Source organism: Microcystis sp. T1-4, from assembly GCF_000297435.1.
Classification (GTDB): Bacteria; Cyanobacteriota; Cyanobacteriia; order Cyanobacteriales; family Microcystaceae; genus Microcystis.
This window is the reverse complement of the sequence record NZ_CAIP01000262.1, coordinates 1-1303: the sequence shown is the minus strand read 5'-3', so window position 1 is coordinate 1303 and position 1303 is coordinate 1. Positions and strand designations below refer to the sequence as shown.

Below are 1303 nucleotides of genomic sequence, written 5' to 3'. Positions count from 1 at the left end.
TGGGGAGAGTTTTTTTTGGCCAGTTTTCCCTGTTAACGGGGATAAATCTCGGTGACAACTCGATCGGGGGAGCTACTACTAACAACAATGTTATTATCTTCTAAAGTGCCGATCGCTTTATCGCCGGTGAGATTAAATTTTGGTTCCTGTTGTTCATAGATAATATTCCCCTCGGCCTCGACAATTTTTTCCGACATTTTCCAAGTTAAGATCTGACTATACAATTGCGCCCCAGTTTTCTGATTAATTCCCTTAACCCCATCCTTGAGATAAGCGATGCGATTGCCTAATTCCACCACCACACGATTACCGGTAATAGTGATTTGATCTTGATATTGAAAAATTTCCGTAAGGAGAGAGATAATTATGGCTAAAGTCATATTAAAAGATAAAGTTTTAATGTTATTAAAACAGCTTGAAAAAGATATTTTTCAACCACCATTTGAGAAACTGGTAGGTGACTTAAAAGGAAAATATTCAAGACACCTTAATATTCAACATAGATTAGTTTATCGTCTTGATAAGACAGCTAAAATTTTTAAAATATTAAAGGCTTATGAACATTATTAACTGATGATCAATCACTTTTTATAATTTTTCTATATTCTCGTGAACTAATTAATTCAGGTTCTATTTCACATCTTCTGATAAAATCTTGTATTTTACTAACTGAATCCTCTAATTCTATAATCTGTTGAGGTAAATCTGAAGAATTAGAACCCCCGAATCTTAATTGATTTTCACAGGCAAGTATTTTAATTTGTTTTTGTGTCTTAATAGCTCGTAGAGTTTTTAACTTTCGTTTTAATTCAATTAATTCTGGGCTTAAAATTCTATAGTTTCTAGTATCAATTAATTGATCGTAATCTGCAAAAAGTGATATATATTCAACCCCGCCTCCTTGTTGTTTTAACTTATCTTGAAAATCCGTAAAATCTTTGATCAGTTGTTCAATAGTAAAAACTGTATTGCCCACTGAAACTCCTCTCCTGAAACAGGAAATTGTTGTTTTAGTATTTTTAAAGTATTCCTTAGTTTCGCCTTCCCAATTAAATCCAACTCCTCCTCCTATACCCGCAAATATTGATTGCAAAAAACTTATTATTGCAAAGGCGTTTAGTTCTTGTTTACTTTTCTCAGCGTATTCAATCTCTATGAGTGCTGTGTATTCAGAGCCTGTTCTAAAACCAACAATAAATTCATCGCCGTATATTCTTCTAAATTCATGAAGATTGTGTCTTTTATCATGTAAAAATTCGATTGCTTCTTGAGAAAGTTTAGGCTTCTTAATACGATAACTTCC

Annotated in this window: 2 protein-coding genes and 1 pseudogene; 1 reads left to right on the top strand and 2 read right to left on the bottom strand. The window is 32.8% G+C overall.

The annotated features are described in order from the left end of the window. Positions 1–32: 32 nt before the first annotated feature. A pseudogene (locus MICAI_RS15835) lies at positions 33–350 on the bottom strand (hypothetical protein); the annotation flags it as partial. Between the two features lie 16 nt (positions 351–366). Here MICAI_RS15835 and MICAI_RS15830 point away from each other — a divergent pair. Further along, the gene (locus MICAI_RS15830; RefSeq protein WP_002775038.1) at positions 367–570 is read left to right on the top strand and encodes a Txe/YoeB family addiction module toxin; all 204 of its coding nucleotides are present in this window, start codon (positions 367–369) and stop codon (positions 568–570) included. Between the two features lie 7 nt (positions 571–577). On the opposite strand, the gene MICAI_RS15825 is transcribed toward MICAI_RS15830, so the two are convergent. After that, positions 578–1303: hypothetical protein (locus tag MICAI_RS15825; RefSeq protein WP_039900297.1), on the bottom strand; the 726-nt coding region annotated here is incomplete at its 5' end.

Bases quoted from the DNA above. Each gene is read 5' to 3' on its own strand.
- MICAI_RS15830 (WP_002775038.1), top strand. From the start codon at position 367: ATGGCTAAAGTCATATTAAAAGATAAAGTTTTAATGTTATTAAAACAG.